A 17625-nucleotide genomic window follows, 5' to 3' on the forward strand; every position below is an offset into this window, starting at 1 on the left:
CATTCCTATCAGGGCTAGGCAGTCATTTTCAAAATACAATTCATGGAAAAATTCACTTTAGAAATATTATTTCAAATCATCGGAATCGGTTCAGCATCAGGATTATTTTATAATAATGATGCACTCTATATTATTGGCGACAACAGCGGATTTTTATACGAATACAATATGCAGAATCAGCAGTTAAGTCAGCATGCTTTGATTGATAATCCAACGCAGAATATCCCCAAAAACCTAAAACCCGATTTTGAATCCTTAACACATCATAACGATACACTGTATGTATTTGGTTCCGGTTCTACCGAAAACCGAAACAAAATGATTGAATTTGATATCAAGTCCAAAACGGTTTTACAAAAAAACAATTTAGTCGATTTATATGCCGTGATGCAGAATTTCGGTGCTGTAAAATCAGAAGATTTTAATTTGGAAGGCGCTATTTTTGATGGTGAAAACTGGTATTTATTCAATCGCGGAAACGGAATTTCAAACAAAAACATCATTTTTACGATTCATGCTAAAAGTCTGGGTGATGAATTTGCTTTGGTTGCCACCAATTATAAACTGCCAAAAATAAAAGGCGTTCGCTCCAGTTTTACTGATGCAGTTTTAGTAGAAGATAAAATCTATTTCCTTTCAACGGCAGAAGATACAAAATCAACTTACGACGATGGAGAAATCCTTGGAAGTTTTATTGGAAGAATTGATCTTAAAAGCATGAAAATCGATTTTACCCAAAAAATTACTTCAACTAATAAATTTGAAGGTTTGACTTTCTATAAAAAAGAAAATAATAAAATTGAGTTTTTACTTTGCGAGGATAATGACACGGAATTACTGGAAACTAAGATTTTTAAACTGACTTTGCCGGTTAAATAAATATTATTATTTCTAAACCCTTTGAGCCTATCGAACTTTGATTCTTTATATCTAAAAAAACTTTTTTTCATACCTGTCCCAACCTTTTTATCTTTTTCGCTCTCTTTATAAATAAAGACCAACATTGTGATAAACGAAACGCTGATTTCTAACTGCAAAAAAATGAACCGCGATGCGCAGCGTCAGGTTTATGAGCACATGGCTCCGAAATTGTATCGTGTCTGCAAGCGATACCTCAAAAAGGAAGAAGAAATTGAAGAAGCTCTGGCCGACACATTTTATACCATATTTACAAAACTTGATCAGCTTAAAGAGGAAAAAGCCTTTGAAGCCTGGGCAAGAAAAATTGCGGTTAATTACTGTTTGGCTGGCATCAGGAAAAATACAAATTTCAATATGTATCTTGATGATGTAAAAGTGCTTTCGCAGCCTTTTACAGACGAAATGAACACATTAGAAGAAGAAGATTTACTCAATTTATTAAACCATATTCCGGATGGCTGTAAAACTGTTTTTAACCTTTTTGTTATTGAAGGTTACGGACATAAAGAAATTGCAGCAATGCTAAACATTTCCGAAGGCACTTCAAAATCACAGTTGAATGCCTCGAAAACCAAGCTCAAAGAATTAGTAAATAAATTGTATTATCAAAAAGCAAAATAGTCATGGACAATCAGGATAAAATATTCAACAGATTTAAGGAAGCTGCAGACAATGCAGAAGCCAAGGATTTTCCGGGAATGGAAAAAGTCTGGTCACGCGTTGAAGATAAACTCGACAGAAAAGAAGATAAAAAAAGTATTTCGCTTTGGAAAAAAATTGCAATTGCTGCTTCTCTTTTATTAGTAATCTCTTTAGGTTATCAGTTTTTAAAAACAAACAAAAAAACAGTTATTCAAACAACTGATAAAATTGTGACAAACGAAACTGAAAAAGAAATAATTGAAAATTCAGTAGTAGAAAAAAATAAAGATGCTGTTACTGCTGCAGATTCACAATTAGTTCCAAAAGAAGAAGCTGCTAAAATTCTGGAGACACAAATTAAACAACAGCAAAAAGTGGCCATTCGGGAAATACAAATTGCTCCTAACCAAATTGCGGCACCAGTGGCAAGTATGGTACCAATGCCTGACGAAAGTCCGATGCCGCCCCAACCTGAATATTTTGAAGAAGAACCTGTTTCATCCAAAGAAAAAGACAAAACAAATCTAAGTTATGGATATTCAGCAAAAATGGAAACAGAAAGATTTAAATCCAATTCTGCAGAACTGCAGGCTCCGAAAGCAAAAAAAAGAGCGCCTTTAGTTATCTTAAACGGAAACGCAATGGCTCACAGCGATGATGCAAAAAGAGACCAGATGATGCTGAAAGAACTTCCAAATCTAAGTCCTGAAAATGTAGAATCGCTGGTTATTTTAGATGAACCGCTTTATATTATTGACGGAATTTATTATTCAGAAAATGATCTCTTCGGCGCAAACCCAACAAGTCCATACGCTCCATTAAACGAGCAGGAAATAAAAACCATAACAATTCTTCAGGATCTTGAAGCCACTTCTAAATACGGCGAAAGAGGAAAAAAAGGAGTTGTAATCATTACTACTAAAACAGGAAAACCGAAGCCTAAAAAATAGTCGGCTCTGGAAAACTTTGTCAAAGTTTAAAACTTTGACAAAGTTAATTATCAAACCTTAAAATTTACTATCATGAAAAGTTTAAAACTTATTTCATCAGCCATTGCTATGCTTATATGTTTCGCTGCAATGGCGCAAGAAAAAACAATTACAGGAATTGTTACAGATGAATCTAATGCAGCACTGCCAGGTGTTACTATTCTAAATCAAACTTCAAAAGCAAACGCCACAACCGATTTTGAAGGCAGATACAGCATTAAAGCTACAAAAGGCGATATGCTTACTTTTAGTTACATTGGATTCAAAACACAAAGACAAAAAGTAGAAAAATACAATACAATTAATATAAAACTAATTTCAGATATTCAAACTTTGAACGAAGTTGTAACTGTTGGTTTTGGCAGAAGCAGTTCAGAATATGAAGATCAAAGTTATGCCCATAACGACAGAAAAAAAGCCAGGATGAAAACTGCAGAAACGCTGCAGGGAAGAGCTGCCGGAGTGCAGGTTCAACCACATATGGGATATCTTGCAATGCCGGCTCCTACTATTGCTGTGAGAGGAATTACATCAGTTTCTCCAAAAAATGAACCTATGTATATTGTTGACGGCGTTGCAATAAAAGCCGATCAAATGGTAAAAATTAATCCGAATGATATTGACAATGTATCGGTTTTAAAAGATGGGGCAGCAACATCAGTTTATGGCAGTAAAGCTTCTAATGGCGTTGTCGTTATTGCAACCAAAAACGAACTTTATAAAAACCTTTCTGAAAAAGAATTAGATCAAAAACTAAGTCAAATCAATCCTGTTCATCCTGTTGAACCAACTCAGGAAGATTATGACACTTTTGTAGAAAATGCCTTTGAAAGTCCAAAAACAGCTCCGCTTTCTACTTTTTCAATTGATGTTGACAATGCTTCTTATACCAATATCAGACGCTTTTTAAACAACGGACAGGAAGTACCAAAAGATGCTGTGCGGGTAGAAGAAATGATAAATTTCTTTAAATACAATTATCCTCAGCCAAAAAATGAGCATCCGTTTTCTATCAATACAGAAGTAAGCGATTCGCCATGGAACTCTAAAAATAAAATCCTGAAAATTGGTTTACAGGGTAAAAATATTCCAACAGACAATTTACCTGCATCGAATCTTGTTTTCTTAATTGATGTATCGGGTTCAATGGGCGACATGAATAAACTTCCTTTATTAAAACAGTCCATGAAAATACTGGTAAATGAACTACGACCAAAAGACAAAGTGGCAATAGTAGTTTATGCCGGAGCCGCAGGAATGGTTTTACCGCCGACTTCCGGTGACGAGAAAAAAACAATCATCAATGCATTGGATCAATTACAATCTGGCGGAAGTACTGCCGGCGGCGCAGGAATCGAACTTGCCTATAAAATTGCTGCAGAAAATTTCATTAAAAACGGAAATAACCGTGTAATTCTTGCAACCGACGGAGATTTTAATGTGGGAACTTCTTCGAACTCTGATATGGAAAAACTGATTGAAGAAAAAAGAAAAACAGGTGTTTTCCTGACTTGTCTGGGTTACGGAATGGGAAATTACAAAGACAGTAAAATGGAAGTCCTTGCTGATAAAGGAAACGGAAATTATGCCTATATCGATAATATTCAGGAAGCCAATCGTTTTCTTGGAAAAGAATTTAAAGGTTCTATGTTCACCATTGCAAAAGATGTAAAAATCCAGATTGAATTTAACCCAAAACAAGTTCAGGCATATCGATTGATTGGTTATGAAAACCGAAAACTTCGTCCGGAAGATTTTAAAAATGATGCCATCGATGCCGGAGAATTGGGAAGCAATCATACCGTTACGGCTTTGTATGAAATTATTCCGGCAGGTGTAAAAAGCGATTATTTAAACGTGCAGCCAGATGATTTAAAATATACTAAAACCGAAGCCGGCTCTAATAATTACAACACAGAACTGGCTACTATAAAGTTCCGTTACAAAAAACCTGACGGCGATAAAAGTATTGAAATGGTTCAGGTTATTGACAATAAAACTATTTCTATGGAAAAAGCGAGTGACGATATGAAATTTAGCGCTGCTGTTGCGTGGTTTGGACTAAAACTGAGAGATTCAAAATTAATTGCTGATAAATCTTCTGAAGAAATTGTGAAATTGGCAAAACAGGGAAATTCAAATGACGGCGAAGGTTATAAAGCCGAATTTATTCGTCTTGTTGAAGGTGCAAAGCAGTATAATTAATAAATATTTATTTACATTTGGCCTTTAACAGAATTTATAATTTAAATACAACTATGAATCCAATTTTAAGCCAAAATCTATTTTTAGTTAAAGAACATATCGGAATGTTTAAAGCCGCAAATAACTATGATATTTATGATCCGCAGACCAATCAAATAATAATGAACTGCAGAGAAAATAATCTTGGTTTTTTTACTAAAATATTTCGTTTTACAGATTATAAAAGAGCGACACCTTTTGATATTGAAATTACAACTGCTTCAGGAGAAAAATTAATTTCTGTAAAAAAAGGAGTTGCAATTTTTCGCTCAACAGTTGAAGTTTTTGATGAAAAAGACAGACTAATTGGAACCTTCAAACAAAAGTTCTTTTCTATTGGAGGTAAATTTGATATTCTGGATAAAAATGAAAAACCCGTGGCAACACTGCAGGGAAAATGGACAGGCTGGGATTTTAAATTTTCTTACGAAAACAAACAACTTGCCCAGGTAAATAAAAAATGGGCAGGCCTGGGTAAAGAGTTTTTTACAAGTGCAGATAATTATGTGCTTCAAATTGAAGAAACTGTTGCACCAGACAGCCCGCTTCGACAATTAATCCTTGCTGCCGTAATGTGTATCGATATGGTTTTGAAAGAGTAAAAGTTGTTAAACTTAGATTAAGAAAACACTTAAAAGCATTATTTTAGTTTACAAAAGTTTTATTTTTGTTAGACTTAAAATGATGCTTTTTTGCATTTCTAAACATAAATCATGACAGACTTAAAAAATAAAAATGCGCTTATTACAGGCGCGGGAAAAGGAATTGGAAAAGCTATTGCAATTGCTTTGGCAAAAGAAGGTGTAAACGTAATTTTAGTGGCGAGAACTCAGGCAGATGTTGATAAGCTGGCGGCTGAAACCAATAAACTTGGTGTTAAATCTTTAGCTTTATCTGCAGATGTATCTGATATAAACTCTGTAAATGCTGCCGTAGAAAAAGCTTTGGCAGAATTTAAAACAATTGATATCCTGATCAATAATGCCGGAATTGGTGCCTTTGGAAAATTCATGGAACTGGAACCTGCAGACTGGGAAAGAATCATTCAGGTAAACTTAATGGGGACATATTATACAACCCGCGCCGTTATTCCAAATATGATCGAAAGACAATCCGGCGATATTATTAATATTTCTTCAACAGCAGGATTAAACGGTAACGCTGTAACTAGTGCTTACAGCGCATCGAAGTTTGCAGTTTTAGGCTTGACCGATTCTTTAATGCAGGAAATGAGAAAACATAATATTAGGGTTACGGCTTTAACACCAAGTACCGTTGCAACTGATTTAGCAATTGATTTAAAATTAACAGACGGAAATCCGGAAAAAGTAATGCAGTCTGAAGATGTGGCAGAACTTATTATTGCTCAATTAAAATTAAACCGTCGCGTGTTTATTAAAAACAGCAGTATCTGGTCGACAAATCCTTAAAAAAATAAATTCCAAATTTTAAATTCCAAATCCCAACTTTTAAGCAATTGGAATTTGGAATTTAATTATTTAGAATTTCAAAAATACTAATATGATGGAACAATATTTAAGGCAATTAATTGCGATAGAATTTCAGGACAAAAAAGAAATTTTTACCGGATTTCTTATTGATTACTCTGATGACTGGATTTTACTGAGAAATAATCCGGTTGATTATATTTTAGATGGTTATGTAATTCTGAAAAACAAAAACATCGAAGCAGTTCACAGAGATCAGGATCTTGCTTTCACAGAAAAAGTAATCCGATTGAAAGGTTTAAAGACAAATGCCGAAGATATTATTCCTATTCGGGATTTGAGTTCGATTTTAAATTTCATCCATAATAAACACGGGATTTTTCAAATTTCAAAAAAATCAGCAAAATCAGCTTATCTCGGAAAATTAATTTCTCTGACAGATGATGAGCTGACAATAGATTTTCTGGACACCAGAGGTCAGTTTGGCGGAGAACTCGGATTTAATCCTGAAAAAATCAGAGTTATTGAGTTTGATACGGATTATATTAATTCCCTGAAACTGGTGATTTCTGAAGACCACAAGTAGATTTAGATAACGATTAACTTTTGAAAGTTCAAACTTCCCAAAAAAAAGAAAGCACTTAATTAAAAGTGCTTTCTTTTTTTATTTCCTTCAATCGAAATGACAAACTATATGTGTATTATGTTTTAGAATTAAGCTTCTGCCAATTTATTTACAAACTCCAAACGAACACTTCCATCTTCATCAATTTTAGTTAAATTAATTTCATGCAGCGTGTTTATTAATTCAGGATTCCATGGTGTTTTTACTTTTACGTAATTTTCGGTAAAACCGTGAATATAACCTTCTTTATTTTCGCTTTCAAAAAGAACCGTTCTGTTTGTTCCAAGCTGGCTTTCATAAAAAGCACGACGTTTTTTAACCGATAACCCGCGCAGCATTTTGCTTCGTTTGGCACGCACATTTGCCGGAACAACTCCCGGCATATCTGCTGCTTCTGTATTATCTCTTTCAGAATAAGTAAAAACGTGCAGATACGAAATATCCATTTCGTTTAAGAAATGATACGTTTCTAAGAAATGCTCATCTGTTTCACCGGGAAAACCAACAATTACGTCAACACCAATACAGGCATGCGGCATGACTTCACGAATTTTATTGACACGATCAGTATATACTTCGCGTAAATAACGGCGTTTCATCAATTTTAAAATATCATTGCTCCCTGATTGTAACGGAATATGGAAATGCGGCACAAAAGTTCTGCTTTTAGAAACAAATTCAATTGTTTCATTTTTCAGTAAGTTAGGTTCAATAGAGGAAATACGAAGACGTTCAATTCCTTCTACCTCATCTAAAGCCTGCACCAAATCAAGAAAAGTATGCTCGTGTTTTTTATTTCCGAATTCACCTTTTCCGTAATCTCCAATATTTACTCCGGTTAAAACAATTTCACGAATGTTTTGCGCTGAGATTTCTTTGGCATTTTTCAGAACATTTTCTAAAGCATCACTTCTGGAAATTCCGCGGGCAAGAGGAATTGTACAATACGTACATTTATAATCACAGCCATCCTGAACTTTTAAGAAAGCACGTGTACGATCGCCGATAGAATAACTTCCAACGTAAAAATCGGCTTCGGCAATTTCGCAGGAGTGAACTTCGCCCATATCGTTTTTGCTCAAATCATGAATATAATCTGTGATTTTGAATTTTTCTGTAGCTCCCAAAACCAAATCCACACCATCAACTGCTGCTAATTCTTCCGGTTTTAACTGCGCATAACATCCAACAGCGGCCACAAAAGCTTTATCATTAAGTTTCATTGCTTTTTTTACAACCTGCTTAAACTGCTTATCAGCATTTTCTGTTACAGAACAAGTATTGATAACATATATATCTGCAATTTCTTCAAAATCGACACGATCAAAACCTTCATCATTAAAGTTTCTGGCGATTGTAGAAGTTTCGGAGAAATTCAATTTGCAGCCAAGCGTATAAAAAGCAACTTTTTTTCTATTTTCCATAGGAATGCACTACGTTTATAAGTAGTAAGATATTATATTTACATCTCTATTAAAGAGTTTGCAAATTTACATACAATATTCTTTAAAATAAAATCAATAATACACTATATATCAATATTTTGCATTAACCATCTATTTTAAAACAGATTAAAAAATTAAATACTAAATCATTTATTTCTTAAATTTATTGTTTTTAACAGAGAATGAATTTTATTTCAATAAGAATAAAATGACAAAAATATCGATTAAGTGCAAATTTTATCGATTAAATACATTTTTTTGTCGTTTAAATTAAAATTTTCTTACATTTAACTTTGTTTAGAAAATTTCAGCTTATAATTGAGTTTTTACAGATTTTAAACGGGAATATTAATATTATAACAATTCACACAAAACAATTTTGAATTTCAATCGTTATGTTGTTGTTTTGTTATTAAAAAAGAATGGGAACGCCGAAAACCAGAAAGAGTAGGCAAAAATTAAAAATTAAAAACTCCACTATGAAAGCATTTTTACCCACAATCTGCTTGATGTTCTTAACCATTTTTAGTTCGCAAGCGCAAACTAATGCTCCAGCTGCAACTGCTAATCCATTTCCATCAATTAGTACTTTAACAACCTGGGCGAGTTTAAATTCTCAGTCTCAGTTTGATATTGCAATTCGTGCAGTTGGATTTAAATTTGAAGTAAAGGAACCAGGTGCAGAATCTACGGCTTATACTTACATTCGTAAAGTAACTGTAAACGAAGTAAACTATACTGATAGAATTGTGTACAGAATTACCAACAATAATTCAGCAAGTATTATCTCTTTAGTAACTGCTTCTACAGACTTAGTAAGTTTATATACTCCACAATTAGCTACATTCAAAAATAATAATTGTAAAACTGAAATGTCTAAAGACAAAAATACAACTTGCAGCTGTTACGAAAGTGTAAATTTTGCGATCGACCTTTGCGACGAACGTGTAAAGCTTACAATGGGTGACGGAAATAAATATTTTGTTTCTGTAGCGAAAAAATAAATTTAAAAGAAACTACGTTTTCCAAATCTTTGCAGACTTCTAAAAAAGCTTCAAAGATTTGGAACGGATTTCTTGAAAAAAATTACAAGTTTGGATTGTTTAGCTCATACCAAACCTGAGTTTCTCCTTCATATTCAAAAGAGTTTACAAATCGTAAACCTAATTTTTCCAAAGTTTTTCTGGAATTTTGATTGCCTTCATCTGCGTAGGCATAAATTGCATCCACTTTCATTTTCCTGAATGCATGATCTATAAAGGCTTTCCCGGCTTCAGTTGCATAACCTTTATTCCAGTGTTTTTCTATAAACCGATAACCAATCTCATAAAAGCTTTGATGGTTATTTATTTCATTGGTAATAAATTTTATTCCTGACCAGCCAATAAATTCATTGGTTTCTTTAAGAATTACTGCCCGGCGCCCAGTTCCAAAATCCTTATATTGCTTTTGAATATTTTCAATCTGAGCTTTGCTTTCCTCAATTTTGGTAAAGGGTTTATTGCCAAGATAAAGGTGCACATTGGGGTTTGAATCCAATTCGAACATTACTTCTGCATCTGAAAGAAGTAATTCTCTCAATACTAAGCGTTCTGTTTCGATTGGATCTTTCATCATATTTTAATTCAGTATATATTTCTGTACAACCTCTGCAACTCCATCATTATTATTTGAAGCTACAATTAAGTCTGCCTTATGGCGCAACTCAGGATTCACATTATCAACCCAAACGCCTAAACCGGCATATTCGATCATGGTTAAATCATTTCCTGCATTTCCAACAGCGATAATTTCACTTTGATGAATTCCGAGTTTTTCTGCCAGCAGTTTTAAACTCGCTGCTTTGTCAATTCCCTGCTGCGCTGCTTCTAAGAAAAAAGGTTTTGACATAGAAACAGTTAAATGCGGCATTGCTTCAATTAAATCTTTTTCAACAGATTTTAAATATGCCGGATTTTCAAGTAAAATACATTTCACAGCCGGTCTGTCAACATAATCTTTGAAACTCGAAACTTTGCGATGCACCATTCCGGTAATCTCTTTCTCGACTTCTATATATTCAGAATCTGTTTCACTTACAATTTCATCATCTAAATAAGTAATAATATGTGTTTTCATTTTAACACTGTAATCGTATAGATCATGAATTTGATCGACAGTGAGTTTTTGTTCGAAAAAGACTAAACCATCTTTTACACGGCTGATAATAGCTCCGTTAAAAGAAATCATGTACGAATCGTTTATATCTAACTCCAATTCTTTAGCATAAGCCGTCATTGCAGAAGTTGGACGTCCGGAAGCCAAAACGACATAAACACCTTTCGCCTGAGCTTCTAAAAGTACTTTTTTATTTAAATCTGAAATTTTGTGGTCGTCTGTTAACAAGGTATCATCCATGTCCAGAACTAACATTTTATATTGCATTTTTTTTAGTTTGCAGTTTGCAGTCTCAGAGTCAGTTTGCAGTTTACAATCTCAGTTGACAGTTCTACACTGTATACTGAGACCGAAAACCGGGACTGTAAACTGGAACTGAAAACTTCTTAAATACTCATTCTAAACTCTTCGATAACAGGATTTGCTTTTGCAAAATCTGTTTCCTGAATAAAAACCTCAACGGCCAGATCTGTACCGCCAAAACCTCCTAAACGAGCTGATTGAATGTTATCTTTTTTTACAGTTTCTACTCCCGCTTCTTCCAGTCTTTCCTGTAAAGCAATAGCGAGCACTTCGCTTCCTGAATACACTTTCATTAATCCCATGGCATTTATTTTTTAATTATTAATCTATTCTAATATTGTTTTTAATTGATTTTGAAAACTCTCATTTTCATTTATTCCAATATGCTCCTGATTCTTTAGTGGAAACAAATGAGCATTTGAACTTAAAAGTTTTTTTAACCGAACTGAATTATCAAAAGGAATCAACTGGTCTTCGGTGCCGTGAAAAATATAAATTGGAGCTTTTACTTTAGGAAGATAAAGATTGGTTTCCAGACTAAATTTTTTCATAAAATCAGGAAAAAGCGGCACTCTCGAACTTGATAATTCTAAAAAATTGTAATATGGAGCCTGAAGCAGCAAAGCTTTTGGTTTGTTTTCCAAAGCCAGTTTTACGGCAAATCCCGAACCTATTGAATATCCTGCAATTATGATTTTATTTTCAGGATATCTTTCAGCCATTGATTTATATACAATCGAAATATCTTTGGTTAATTGTTCTTCATTTTCGATTTTACCTTCGCTTTTTCCAAAACTTCTGTAATCTAAAATAAAGATATCGTATCCTAATGACGTGTATATTTTTGCAATTTTACCCCAGGTTTCAAGTGTTCCTGCATTTCCGTGAAGATAAAAAACCAAACCCTTAGAATTTTCAGCTTTAAACAGTAAACCATTCAGGATATTTCCGTCAAATGATTTAATATTAATTTCTTCAAATTGCTGCTGGTAACCAAATTTATAATCTTTTGGAAGTTTTGAATTATGAAAAACCAATTCAACCTGATTAAAATAAATATAGGAAATGATCAAAACATAAATAATCAGAAAAAAACACAAAAGTACGATCACCAGGAATTTAACTGTTTTAAAAACCTCCATATATTGTTTTTTAGTTTTCAGTCTCAGTCTCTGTTTTCAGTTAAAAAAACTGTAAACTGAGACCGAAAACTGGGACTTTTTTACTCTTCAATATCTTCTTCTTCTTCGTCAAGCTCGTCCTCACCTTCTTCATCCATATCGAATAAATAAGGTTCTACAAGCATTTTATCGGCCAAAATTTCGATACGTTCTGTCAAAGTTTCAGCAAAAATTAAACGCTGCGTTTTGGCAATACTGTTTGAAATTCGCATAATTTTAGTTTCGTGGCGTAATTTCAAAATCGGATCAGCATCATCCAGAATAAACATTTTTAAACGATTTACATTGTATCCTGCAGTAGAAAACATATCGCTTAATTTATTTGGTGTTCCAATTAAAACATCAATTCCGGTAGAAACGTAATTTTTATCATAATCCATGTCGCCTTTGTCATGCACACCATATACTTCAAGATTGGCATATTTTCCATACTTCTCAAAAAGCTCTTCCATTTCCAGCACCTTAGCTTTGTCTTCAACAATAATTAAAGCACGAGGCGATTCTTCGTTTTTACCAGCTAATTGCTGAATTACATTCAGTACAATTGTAGTGGTTTTTCCCGATCCTTTTGGAGAAATAATGATACAATCGGCACCACTTTTTATCGTCGAAAAAGTTTCCATCTGCAAAACATTTGCTTCTGTTAAACCATTTTCAATTAGTCCGTCTTGTAATTTCTCGTTTATTTTTTTTAGTTTCATGCTTAATTTTAGATTTATGATTTTAGAATTTAGATTCTAAATCATTTTATTTGCTTGCGAACATTTTTACATCGCTTTCAGAAATTTCGTTTCCTCCCAAAATGATTAATCTTTCCACAACATTTCGAAGTTCACGAATATTCCCTGTCCAATCATATTCCTGCAATAATTGTATGGCTTGCGCCGAAAATATTTTAACCGCATTTCCTTGTTCAGAAGCAATTTTCTCTGCAAAATGTTTTATCAAAGCAGGGATATCTTCGCGTCTTTCATTTAATGGCGGTACTTTAATTAAAATCACGGCCAGACGATGGTACAAATCTTCACGGAAACGGCCTTCGGCAATTTCTGTTTTTAAATCTTTATTGGTTGCCGCAACAACGCGTACATCAACTTTAATATCTTTATCGGCACCAACTCTCGTAATCATGCTTTCCTGTAATGCCCTCAAAACTTTGGCTTGCGCCGAAAGGCTCATATCACCAATTTCATCTAAGAAAATAGTTCCTTTATCTGCAGCTTCAAACTTTCCGGCACGATCTTTCACTGCCGATGTAAAAGCTCCTTTTACATGTCCGAATAACTCACTTTCGATCAATTCACTCGGAATTGCAGCACAGTTTACTTCAATTAAAGGAAAATTAGCGCGTTCGCTTTTTTCATGTAATTGATGTGCCACTAATTCTTTTCCGGTTCCGTTTGGACCCGTAATCAAAACTCTGGCTTCGGTTTGAGCCACTTTATCAATCATCACTTTAATATGATTAATTGATTCGCTCTCGCCTATCATTTCGTAATTTTTGCTGACTTTTTTCTTTAGAATTTTATTCTCGACAACTAATTGTTTTTTGTCTAAAGCGTTACGAACTGTATTCAGTAAACGATTCAAATCCGGTGGTTTTGAAATATAATCAAAAGCTCCTAAACGCATGGTGTGAATAGCCGTTTCCATATCGCCATGACCTGAAATCATAACCATCGGAATCTCCGGTTTTATCTTTTTTACTTCTTCCAAAACCTCAACACCGTCCATTTTTGGCATTTTGATATCACACAAAACCAAATCGTAATCGTTGTTTTTTATTTTTTCAAGACCAGCGACGCCATCTTCGGCTTCATCAACCTGATAAGAATCATTTTCTTCTGATAAAATTTTTACCAAAACCCTTCTGATTGCTGCTTCGTCTTCTATGATTAGTATTTTACTCATTTTTTTTAAGGTTCTAAGGTTCTGAGACGCTAAGATTCTAAGGTTCATCTTTTGGTACTAATATCTTAGAACCTCAGAATCTTAGTATCTTAGCACCTTTAAATCAATATTTAAGCCATCTATACAATTCTTTCCATGTTGGTTTTTTGCCGTACATTAAAATACCTACGCGGTAAATTTTTGCAGCAAACCAAACGACAAGGAAAAATGTAGCAAACAATAATGATACCGAAATTGCGATTTGCCACCACGGCACTCCAAACGGAATACGCATTAACATAACGATTGGCGATGTAAGCGGGATCATCGAAAACACAACGGCAACAGTTCCGTGAGGATCGTTTACTACAGTAAAAAATCCAATGTAAACACTTAAAATCAGAGGCATCAATATTGGAAGTAAAAATTGCTGAGAATCGGTTTGATTGTCAACTGCTGCTCCAATTGCTGCGTAGAACGAACTGTAGAGAAAATAACCTCCAATAAAATAAATGACAAATCCTATTAGAATACTTGCAATAGGCAGATTCCATGCTTCACTTAATCCAATTTGCATTATGTCTGAAAAATTATGTCCCATTGACTGCATCAAAGCTGGTGGTATGTTAGAGGTTGGTCCTACATTAACACCAAAAAATGCCGAAGCAGCAAACATTAAACTTAAACCAATAATCGCCCAAATCATAAATTGTAAAATTCCTGCCAGTGAAGTGCCGACAATTTTTCCAATCATTAACTGAAAAGGCTTTACAGATGAAATGATAATTTCGATAATTCGGTTTGTTTTTTCTTCGATTACGCTTCGCATTACCATATTTCCGTAAATGATAATGAACATCATAATCAAATATCCAAATGCTCCGCCAATCCCAATTTTTATTTCATTTAAACCTTTTAAACTTTCTTCTCCGGAAGCTTTAATCAAATGTATATTTACTTTTGATTGTGCTTTTTGAATCGCCAGAGTATCTAATTTTGCTCCTTCAAGGTTTAATTTTGTGATTTTTGCGGCAATAATATCCTGTGTGTCTTCTACAAAAGAAATACTTGGACTGTTATTCGAAATAAACTCAATTTTGCTTTCTAAATCTTTAGTATTATTTGTTTTTGGAATAACAATTAACCCGCTGAAATTTTCTTTTGCAATGCTGTCTTTTAAAGCCTTTACATCAATTTCAGATAAATTAAGATATTTGAATTCTGATCCTTTTTTATTTTCTTTTAAAAAGTCAGCAGCAAAAAGTCCGGTTTCGTCATGAATCGCAATGCGTTTTGTTTCGGCTTTCATTGTACTTAAATAGCCAATAAAAACAGCTATTGCCACAAATAAAAGCGGGCTCAGAAAAGTCATGACAACAAAAGATTTATTGCGGACTTTGGCAATAAATTCTCTTTTTATAATCAACGAGATAATACTCATAAATATTTTTAAATTTCAAATTCTAAATTCCAATTAAATACATCTAAAATTGGAATTTGGAATTTAATTATTGGAATTTTTTAAATCTTGTTTTCAGTTACAGTCTGAATAAAAATATCATTTATGCTTGGAATTTTTTCTACAAAATGCGTTACTTGTCCGCGTTGTGTCAGGACGTTCAGTAATTCATTTGACGAAGCGTTTCCTATTTGAATATTTAATTTTAAATCATCATTCAGCGATTTGAAATTTGCAGGCGAAACGGTAAATTTCTGTGTAATGTCATACATCAGGCCTTCAACATTATTAGTCAGGATTCCAACCTCAAAACTGTTTGTTCTAAACTGACGTTTTATATCGCCAATTTTTCCTTCCAACAATTTATTTGACTTATGGATCAGGGCAATATTTTCGCAAAGTTCTTCTACGCTTTCCATTCTGTGCGTAGAAAAAATAATCGTTGAACCCTGCTCTTTCAAAGCCAGGATTTCATCTTTAATAATATTTGCATTTACAGGATCAAATCCGGAAAAAGGCTCATCTAAAATCAATAATTTCGGTTTATGAAGCACACAAACCACAAACTGAATTTTCTGTGCCATTCCTTTAGAAAGTTCCTGAATTTTCTTATTCCACCAGCCCTGAATTCCCAAACGATCGAACCAGTAATCTAATTGCTTTTTAGCTTCGGCTTTGGAAAGTCCTTTCATCTGTGCCAAATACAAACACTGCTCTCCTACTTTCATTGAACTGTACAAACCTCTTTCTTCCGGAAGATATCCAATTGTCTGTACATGTTTAGGCTGTAGTTTTTCTCCATCCAAAATTACTTCGCCGCTGTCTGGCAGGGTAATTTGATTTATGATTCTGATAAGGGAAGTTTTTCCGGCTCCATTTGGACCTAATAGTCCATAAATACTGCCTTTAGGCACATTTAATGAAACTTCGTTAAGCGCCACATAATCGCCATATTGTTTTACGACTTTATGTACTTCTAGTAAGTTGCTCATTTGTTTTATTGGATTTTCTTGTACTGGCTTTTGCAATTTTTGCCAACAGTCTGTAAAAGTAAATAATTACAAGCGAATCTGCATAATAATACGCAAAAAACCCATTCTATTTCTGTCTAGAATGGGTTTTAAATTATATAAACATTTTAAAAAGTTTAGATTATGAGAACATATCTTTTACTTTTTCAAAAAATGATTTTTCTGATTTTTCAGGACTTGGAACAAAATGTTCATCATTTAGGGCATTTTCAAAAAATTGTTTTTGCTCTTTATTCAATGTTCTTGGTGTCCAAACATTTACGTGAACCAATAAATCTCCATTTCCGTAACCGTTTAAACTTGGAATTCCTTTTCCTTTTAATCTTAAGATTTTTCCGGACTGGATTCCCTCTTCAAGTTTAATACGAACTTTTCCGTTAATGGCTTCAATATCTTTTGAAGCTCCTAAAACTGCTTCAGGGAAACTGATATACAAATCAAAATGAACATTTTCTCCTTCACGTTTCAGGAATTCGTGCTCTACTTCTTCAATAGCAACAATTAAATCCCCAGGAATACTGTTTCCAGGCGCATCGTTACCTTTGTTAGAAACCTTCAACTGCATTCCGTCAGTAACACCTGCAGGAATTTTGATTGATACGGTTTCATCTTCCTGAACCATTCCTTGTGCATCTGCTTCAGAAGGTTTTTTATCTAAAATCTGACCAGACCCGCCGCAAGTAGGACAAGTTGATGCAGACTGCATTCTTCCTAAAATAGTATTGGTTACACGCATTACCTGACCCTGACCATTACAAGTCGTACAAGTTTTATACGTTACGCCTTTAGCCTGAACCTTACGTTTTACTTTTACTTTTTTCTCTACTCCGTTTGCAATCTCTTCTAAAGTCAATTTCACTTTAATACGAAGATTACTTCCTTTCGCACGGCGAGGGCCTCCGCCTCCGCCTCCGAAACCGCCAAATCCGCCTCCAAAAATATCACCAAACTGGCTGAAAATGTCATCCATATTCATACCGCCGTGGCCTCCGCCAAATCCGCCGGCGCCATCAAATGCCTGATGTCCGTATTGGTCGTATTTTGCTTTTTTATTAGGATCGCTTAAAACTTCATATGCTTCTGCAGCTAATTTAAAGTTTTCTTCTGCCTCTTTGTCGCCTGGATTTTTATCCGGATGATATTTAAGCGCACTTTTTCTATATGCTTTTTTTATCTCAGCAGCGTCAGCATTTTTTGAAATGCCAAGTATTTCGTAAAAATCTTTTTTCATAATTAGATTAAATTCCAAATCTTAAAAATTCCAAAATCCAAAAATGCATTTGAAATCCC

At 34.0% G+C, this 17625-nt stretch carries 18 protein-coding genes; 8 read left to right on the top strand and 10 right to left on the bottom strand.

What is annotated here, in order from left to right; translation table 11 throughout:
* The first annotated feature begins 42 nt into the window (after positions 1 to 42).
* From ASE21_RS03125 to ASE21_RS03155, 7 genes are all read left to right on the top strand, one after another.
* The gene (locus ASE21_RS03125; protein ID WP_057121093.1) at positions 43 to 879 is read left to right on the top strand and encodes a DUF6929 family protein; all 837 of its coding nucleotides are present in this window, start codon (positions 43 to 45) and stop codon (positions 877 to 879) included.
* A 162-nt stretch (positions 880 to 1041) separates the two neighbouring features.
* Complete coding sequence (locus ASE21_RS03130; RefSeq protein WP_057121169.1) at positions 1042 to 1542, top strand: RNA polymerase sigma factor; 501 nt, start codon at positions 1042 to 1044, stop codon at positions 1540 to 1542.
* A gap of 2 nt (positions 1543 to 1544) precedes the next feature.
* Positions 1545 to 2513, top strand: coding sequence for a hypothetical protein (locus ASE21_RS03135; protein ID WP_057121094.1), 969 nt, complete (start codon positions 1545 to 1547; stop codon positions 2511 to 2513).
* A 72-nt stretch (positions 2514 to 2585) separates the two neighbouring features.
* Positions 2586 to 4757 carry a vWA domain-containing protein gene (locus ASE21_RS03140; protein WP_057121095.1) on the top strand — a complete coding sequence of 724 codons (2172 nt, stop codon included), beginning with the start codon at positions 2586 to 2588 and terminating at the stop codon, positions 4755 to 4757.
* A gap of 53 nt (positions 4758 to 4810) precedes the next feature.
* Positions 4811 to 5398 carry an LURP-one-related/scramblase family protein gene (locus tag ASE21_RS03145; protein ID WP_057121096.1) on the top strand — a complete coding sequence of 196 codons (588 nt, stop codon included), beginning with the start codon at positions 4811 to 4813 and terminating at the stop codon, positions 5396 to 5398.
* A 111-nt stretch (positions 5399 to 5509) separates the two neighbouring features.
* Entirely contained in the window at positions 5510 to 6226 is a 717-nt protein-coding gene (locus ASE21_RS03150; RefSeq protein WP_057121097.1) for a 3-ketoacyl-ACP reductase, read from the top strand.
* A 94-nt stretch (positions 6227 to 6320) separates the two neighbouring features.
* On the top strand, positions 6321 to 6830 hold the full coding sequence (locus ASE21_RS03155) for a hypothetical protein (RefSeq protein ID WP_057121170.1): 510 nt from the start codon (positions 6321 to 6323) through the stop codon (positions 6828 to 6830).
* A gap of 128 nt (positions 6831 to 6958) precedes the next feature.
* On the opposite strand, the gene mtaB is transcribed toward ASE21_RS03155, so the two are convergent.
* Positions 6959 to 8293, bottom strand: coding sequence for a tRNA (N(6)-L-threonylcarbamoyladenosine(37)-C(2))-methylthiotransferase MtaB (gene mtaB, locus ASE21_RS03160; protein ID WP_057121098.1), 1335 nt, complete (start codon positions 8291 to 8293; stop codon positions 6959 to 6961).
* Positions 8294 to 8793: 500 nt separating this feature from the next.
* Here mtaB and ASE21_RS03165 point away from each other — a divergent pair, with 500 nt between their 5' ends.
* Positions 8794 to 9318: a hypothetical protein gene (locus ASE21_RS03165; RefSeq protein WP_057121171.1), complete on the top strand. Its 525-nt coding sequence runs from the start codon at positions 8794 to 8796 to the stop codon at positions 9316 to 9318.
* An 82-nt stretch (positions 9319 to 9400) separates the two neighbouring features.
* Here ASE21_RS03165 and ASE21_RS03170 read toward each other — a convergent pair whose 3' ends face one another.
* From ASE21_RS03170 to dnaJ, 9 genes are all read right to left on the bottom strand, one after another.
* Positions 9401 to 9931, bottom strand: a complete 531-nt coding sequence (locus ASE21_RS03170; protein ID WP_317039135.1) for a GNAT family N-acetyltransferase — start codon at positions 9929 to 9931, stop codon at positions 9401 to 9403.
* 3 nt (positions 9932 to 9934) lie between these two features.
* Positions 9935 to 10738: a Cof-type HAD-IIB family hydrolase gene (locus ASE21_RS03175; RefSeq protein ID WP_057121099.1), complete on the bottom strand. Its 804-nt coding sequence runs from the start codon at positions 10736 to 10738 to the stop codon at positions 9935 to 9937.
* A gap of 119 nt (positions 10739 to 10857) precedes the next feature.
* On the bottom strand, positions 10858 to 11076 hold the full coding sequence (locus tag ASE21_RS03180) for a putative signal transducing protein (RefSeq protein WP_057121100.1): 219 nt from the start codon (positions 11074 to 11076) through the stop codon (positions 10858 to 10860).
* A 24-nt stretch (positions 11077 to 11100) separates the two neighbouring features.
* Complete coding sequence (locus tag ASE21_RS03185) at positions 11101 to 11916, bottom strand: alpha/beta hydrolase (protein WP_057121101.1); 816 nt, start codon at positions 11914 to 11916, stop codon at positions 11101 to 11103.
* 80 nt (positions 11917 to 11996) lie between these two features.
* Positions 11997 to 12656, bottom strand: coding sequence for a DEAD/DEAH box helicase (locus tag ASE21_RS03190; protein WP_057121102.1), 660 nt, complete (start codon positions 12654 to 12656; stop codon positions 11997 to 11999).
* 46 nt (positions 12657 to 12702) lie between these two features.
* Positions 12703 to 13866: a sigma-54-dependent transcriptional regulator gene (locus ASE21_RS03195; RefSeq protein ID WP_057121103.1), complete on the bottom strand. Its 1164-nt coding sequence runs from the start codon at positions 13864 to 13866 to the stop codon at positions 12703 to 12705.
* Positions 13867 to 13969: 103 nt separating this feature from the next.
* Entirely contained in the window at positions 13970 to 15286 is a 1317-nt protein-coding gene (locus ASE21_RS03200; RefSeq protein ID WP_057121104.1) for an ABC transporter permease, read from the bottom strand.
* A gap of 80 nt (positions 15287 to 15366) precedes the next feature.
* Positions 15367 to 16296, bottom strand: coding sequence for an ABC transporter ATP-binding protein (locus ASE21_RS03205; RefSeq protein WP_057121173.1), 930 nt, complete (start codon positions 16294 to 16296; stop codon positions 15367 to 15369).
* Positions 16297 to 16456: 160 nt separating this feature from the next.
* Positions 16457 to 17566: a molecular chaperone DnaJ gene (dnaJ, locus tag ASE21_RS03210; RefSeq protein WP_057121105.1), complete on the bottom strand. Its 1110-nt coding sequence runs from the start codon at positions 17564 to 17566 to the stop codon at positions 16457 to 16459.
* Positions 17567 to 17625: the final 59 nt, after the last annotated feature.

Source organism: Flavobacterium sp. Root901 (assembly GCF_001429765.1).
Lineage (GTDB): Bacteria > Bacteroidota > Bacteroidia > Flavobacteriales > Flavobacteriaceae > Flavobacterium.

Bases quoted from the DNA above. Each gene is read 5' to 3' on its own strand.
- ASE21_RS03125 (WP_057121093.1), top strand. From the start codon at position 43: ATGGAAAAATTCACTTTAGAAATATTATTTCAAATCATCGGAATCGGT.
- ASE21_RS03130 (WP_057121169.1), top strand. From the start codon at position 1,042: ATGAACCGCGATGCGCAGCGTCAGGTTTATGAGCACATGGCTCCGAAA.
- ASE21_RS03135 (WP_057121094.1), top strand. From the start codon at position 1,545: ATGGACAATCAGGATAAAATATTCAACAGATTTAAGGAAGCTGCAGAC.
- ASE21_RS03140 (WP_057121095.1), top strand. From the start codon at position 2,586: ATGAAAAGTTTAAAACTTATTTCATCAGCCATTGCTATGCTTATATGT.
- ASE21_RS03145 (WP_057121096.1), top strand. From the start codon at position 4,811: ATGAATCCAATTTTAAGCCAAAATCTATTTTTAGTTAAAGAACATATC.
- ASE21_RS03150 (WP_057121097.1), top strand. From the start codon at position 5,510: ATGACAGACTTAAAAAATAAAAATGCGCTTATTACAGGCGCGGGAAAA.
- ASE21_RS03155 (WP_057121170.1), top strand. From the start codon at position 6,321: ATGGAACAATATTTAAGGCAATTAATTGCGATAGAATTTCAGGACAAA.
- mtaB (WP_057121098.1), bottom strand. From the start codon at position 8,293: ATGGAAAATAGAAAAAAAGTTGCTTTTTATACGCTTGGCTGCAAATTG.
- ASE21_RS03165 (WP_057121171.1), top strand. From the start codon at position 8,794: ATGAAAGCATTTTTACCCACAATCTGCTTGATGTTCTTAACCATTTTT.
- ASE21_RS03170 (WP_317039135.1), bottom strand. From the start codon at position 9,931: ATGATGAAAGATCCAATCGAAACAGAACGCTTAGTATTGAGAGAATTA.
- ASE21_RS03175 (WP_057121099.1), bottom strand. From the start codon at position 10,738: ATGCAATATAAAATGTTAGTTCTGGACATGGATGATACCTTGTTAACA.
- ASE21_RS03180 (WP_057121100.1), bottom strand. From the start codon at position 11,076: ATGGGATTAATGAAAGTGTATTCAGGAAGCGAAGTGCTCGCTATTGCT.
- ASE21_RS03185 (WP_057121101.1), bottom strand. From the start codon at position 11,916: ATGGAGGTTTTTAAAACAGTTAAATTCCTGGTGATCGTACTTTTGTGT.
- ASE21_RS03190 (WP_057121102.1), bottom strand. From the start codon at position 12,656: ATGAAACTAAAAAAAATAAACGAGAAATTACAAGACGGACTAATTGAA.
- ASE21_RS03195 (WP_057121103.1), bottom strand. From the start codon at position 13,866: ATGAGTAAAATACTAATCATAGAAGACGAAGCAGCAATCAGAAGGGTT.
- ASE21_RS03200 (WP_057121104.1), bottom strand. From the start codon at position 15,286: ATGAGTATTATCTCGTTGATTATAAAAAGAGAATTTATTGCCAAAGTC.
- ASE21_RS03205 (WP_057121173.1), bottom strand. From the start codon at position 16,296: ATGAGCAACTTACTAGAAGTACATAAAGTCGTAAAACAATATGGCGAT.
- dnaJ (WP_057121105.1), bottom strand. From the start codon at position 17,566: ATGAAAAAAGATTTTTACGAAATACTTGGCATTTCAAAAAATGCTGAC.